General features: G+C 39.9%; 4 protein-coding genes and 1 tRNA gene. 3 read left to right on the forward strand and 2 right to left on the reverse strand.

Features of this window, described 5'->3' with window-relative positions:
• The 3 genes from PHX29_07190 to PHX29_07200 form a co-directional block, all read left to right on the forward strand.
• Positions 1-277, forward strand: a 277-nt coding sequence (locus tag PHX29_07190; GenBank protein ID MDD5605668.1) for a hypothetical protein, incomplete at its 5' end; no start/stop codon positions are given.
• Positions 278-633: 356 nt separating this feature from the next.
• Positions 634-906, forward strand: a complete 273-nt coding sequence (locus tag PHX29_07195) for a tyrosine-type recombinase/integrase (protein ID MDD5605669.1) — start codon at positions 634-636, stop codon at positions 904-906.
• Positions 907-942: 36 nt separating this feature from the next.
• Positions 943-1,018: transfer RNA gene (locus PHX29_07200), tRNA-Thr, on the forward strand.
• Between the two features lie 225 nt (positions 1,019-1,243).
• Here PHX29_07200 and PHX29_07205 read toward each other — a convergent pair.
• Together PHX29_07205 and PHX29_07210 are read right to left on the reverse strand one after the other, a co-directional pair.
• Positions 1,244-1,942 carry a response regulator transcription factor gene (locus PHX29_07205; GenBank protein MDD5605670.1) on the reverse strand — a complete coding sequence of 233 codons (699 nt, stop codon included), beginning with the start codon at positions 1,940-1,942 and terminating at the stop codon, positions 1,244-1,246.
• A 22-nt stretch (positions 1,943-1,964) separates the two neighbouring features.
• The coding region (locus PHX29_07210) for an ATP-binding protein (protein ID MDD5605671.1) at positions 1,965-3,575 on the reverse strand (1,611 nt) is incomplete at its 5' end.

The following is a 3,575-nucleotide window of genomic DNA, read 5'->3' on the forward strand; positions in this document are numbered from 1 at the left end:
TATCGTTGAGAAGCACCTGATACCAGAACTAGGACAAATACAATTGAAAAGTCTTAGCCCCAGAGATATTCAACTGTTCTATGGAAGATCAGCCCAAAAGATATCCAGGAGAACTGGCGAAAAGCTTTCAACTTGGACCATACATTATTTTCACCGGTGTCTATCTCAATCTCTTAAGTATGCCGTCAGGCAGGGTTACCTCAATCGAAATCCTTGTGAGCTGGTTGACCCGCCCAAACCGCGTAAAAAGGCCATGAGAACCCTGGATCCATCATAACTTGCTGCTCTTCTTGACGTGGCTAAAAGCAACCGATTTTACCCGGCGATCTACACTGCCTTAATACCAGCTTGAGGCTGGCTGAAATGCTTGGTCTCAGGTGGCGTGATGTAGATCCGGATATTACCGGTTTCAATTTCAGTTAACCGCGTATTGTATAAACGCAAAGGCATCTGTGTTTTCAAGGAGCCGAAGACCGAAAGAAGCAGGCGCCAGGTGGCTATGACCCCCAAATTGGCAATTTTCCTGAGGCAATTCAAAAAAGAGTGTCAGAGGTTGTTAGAGAAGCTGGGGAGGTCTTTAACCCTGGATGAGCTCGTGTTTTTCAACCATAATGGGGGGCAATTGACCCCAGTGTGCTGAGCGGCAATTTCAGAAAAATTGTGAGAGCTGCTGGACTGAGTAGCATCAGGTTTCATAATCTAAGGCATACATTTGCCAGCTTGACACTCCTGAGTGGTGCTCCGCCTGAAGTGATAAGCGAAGCACTCGGTCACAGCTCGGTCGCTTTTACAATGGATGTGTATTCCCATATAATACCAGGTATGCAAGAAGAGGCAATGGCAAAACTAAACAGTGTAATATCTGCCGGCGAAGCCATTTCCCTGGAAATTAACACCATTGATTGACATAATAACAAGTCATGACTAGTTTTTAGCTTTCGTGCCAGCGTAGCTCAGTTGGTAGAGCAACGGTTTCGTAAACCGTCGGTCAAGAGTTCGAGTCTCTTCGCTGGCTCCAGTTTTTAAAGCTAAGAAAGCCCTGAAAGTAGCAAGTACTTCCGGGGCTTTCTTCGTTTTTGCTAACGGATTGCTAACGCATTAGAGTAAAATAATATCAGATATCTCACCGCGAGCAATATTCCCAAATGGCTTGCCAATCGGGTAGTTAGCCGTGTTAGCCAGGAAAAATACGCCCAGCGCGATGGAAACCTTATGATCCGCTCCCCAAGCTTAAAGTTTGCTACTAAAGTGAAGACATTACACGAGGAACATTAAGAATATACCCTAATCCAACTTTAGTTTCTATAATCGCAGTGTGATCAGAATCATCGCAAATTTTTTGCCGCAAACGTTGTACATAAACCCTAATAGCCTCAAGCGATCCAGGATAATCTTCTCCCCATATTTCACGAGCCAAGTTAGAATAGAGAACAATAACATTAGCATTTCTAAGTAGTGCATAGAAGATAATACACTCGTTCTTGGTAAGGAATATTTTCTTATGATTGAAATATAACTTGTGGGTTGACAACTCAAGTGTATACGGCCCCTTACTACATACGTCGTTGGAAACTAAAACGCTTTGTGTACGAACTAATGCTTTGACTCGAGCCAGGAATTCTGCTTTCCTAAAAGGTTTTACGATATAATCATTTGCCCCTAATTCCAAACCTCTGACAATATCATCTTCATCCCCCAATACTGTCAGTATAATTACTGGTATTTCAGAGAACATGCGCATTTGTTGCAACACATTGAATCCGCTTATATCAGGTAATCCCAGGTCCAAGATAATAATATCTGGCCGCACGGTTTCTATTAAGCTCAACCCTTCTACCCCTAAACGGGAAGAGAAGAGTTCTGCTTCAGGCCAGCGCATATGCAGGATTAGATTAAGTGATTTTACTATGTTCTGATCGTCTTCAATAGCAAGTATTTTCATGCCATTTTCCTTGTTTTAATTTTTATTCTTTGCTTTGTTGATAAGGGATAAATACAGTAAAAACACTTCCTTGGTTCACTTTACTTTCAACTGAAATTTTGCCACCATGCAATTCAACAATCATTTTTGACAATATTAATCCGATGCCAAGCCCATTGAAGCGAGCATGCTCGCTACCAGTTGGAAGTGCGCTGTTTAAACCATGGTCAAAAATACTTTTTTGTCTGTTATCGTTTATTCCACACCCATCATCGCTTATTATTAATAACAATTGGCCATCTTCTGCTTTTGCCGAAAAGCCCAACAATCCATGCTTTTTTGTGAATTTGCATGCATTATCTATCAAGTTGTTTATTACTTGTTTGATACGTTCAGCATCAATTTCAGCGTATCCAAGATTATCTTGAATATCAATTGTAATATTTTTTCCTTTGTTTTTTGCCACTAGCAATATATCCAGGCTGATCTCGTTGAGATATACCTCTAAATCAATGCTTTGAACATCTATTTTCAATAAACCCATCTCGCCCCTAATAATATCCAGTAATTCGTTTGTTCTTTTTTCTAAGCTGTTGATGCTATTCTCAATACTATGAGCTAGTTCAATAAAAGGAGGGTCCTTGGCTTCTTCAAGAAGCAGTTCATTCGCAATTTGCAGAGATGTTATTGGAGTTTTAAGTTCGTGGATTATGATCCTGGTAAATCCGATGCGTTTATTGAGTTCTTGCTCTAATTGCTCAGTCTTTTCAGCCAGCTGTGAAGTCTTCTTGTCTACCTGGGACGCAAGCTCTTTTGCGCGTAGATTAAGAGAGCGTGTTTTTAAATTGATGATGGTTTTTATTACGATAGCAACAACACCGAAAAGTAATAGTATGAACCACCACTCTTTCCAAAAAGGAGGTGAAATATCTATTATTAGGGAAAGGCACTCAGTATCCCAATTATCATTACTATCGGAAGCTTTAACCAAGAATGTATACTCACCGTTGGAAATGTTCGTATATTTTGCAGAATGTTCGTTTGGAGAACAATAGTGCCAGTCTTTGTCAAAACCGTCTAATTTATAGGCAAATAAAGTCTTAGCTGACGAACCAAAATTGGTATCAGCAAAATCTATAACAAAAGAGTTATTGGAATAAGGCAAGGTAATTTTTTGTATATCCTCGATGGGAGTGTCAAAAGATGAAGGTTTATTTAAAAGTGTGAAATTGCTAATCAACACTCTTGGTTTATAGGTATTCTCCTCTATGTTTTCGGGGTTACATTCGATTAGCCCAGTCAAACAACCAAGATAAATCGTGCCATCGTTAGTCTTGAAATAAGATAATGGTCGGAAGGTATCGCTCTTCAAACCATCTGCAAGGTCATAGTGAACATATCTGTCATCTTTTATTGATAACTGCCAAACACCTTGAAAAGTAGGAACCCAAATGTCCCCATAACTATCTTCAATGATTCCATATATATAGTCAAAAGATATTAAATTTTCTCCTTCGCGATACGGGGAAAGCTGTTCTTTTTCAAGATCATAGTAGTATAATTTGCTACCTTTCCCTATCCACAATAATCCATTTCTACCCTCGCACATTGAACAATAATCGAAGCCCCCAATGCTGTTGAATTCGTTTCCAGG

It is taken from the genome of Dehalococcoidales bacterium, from assembly GCA_028717385.1.
Lineage (GTDB): Bacteria > Chloroflexota > Dehalococcoidia > Dehalococcoidales > CSSed11-197 > CSSed11-197.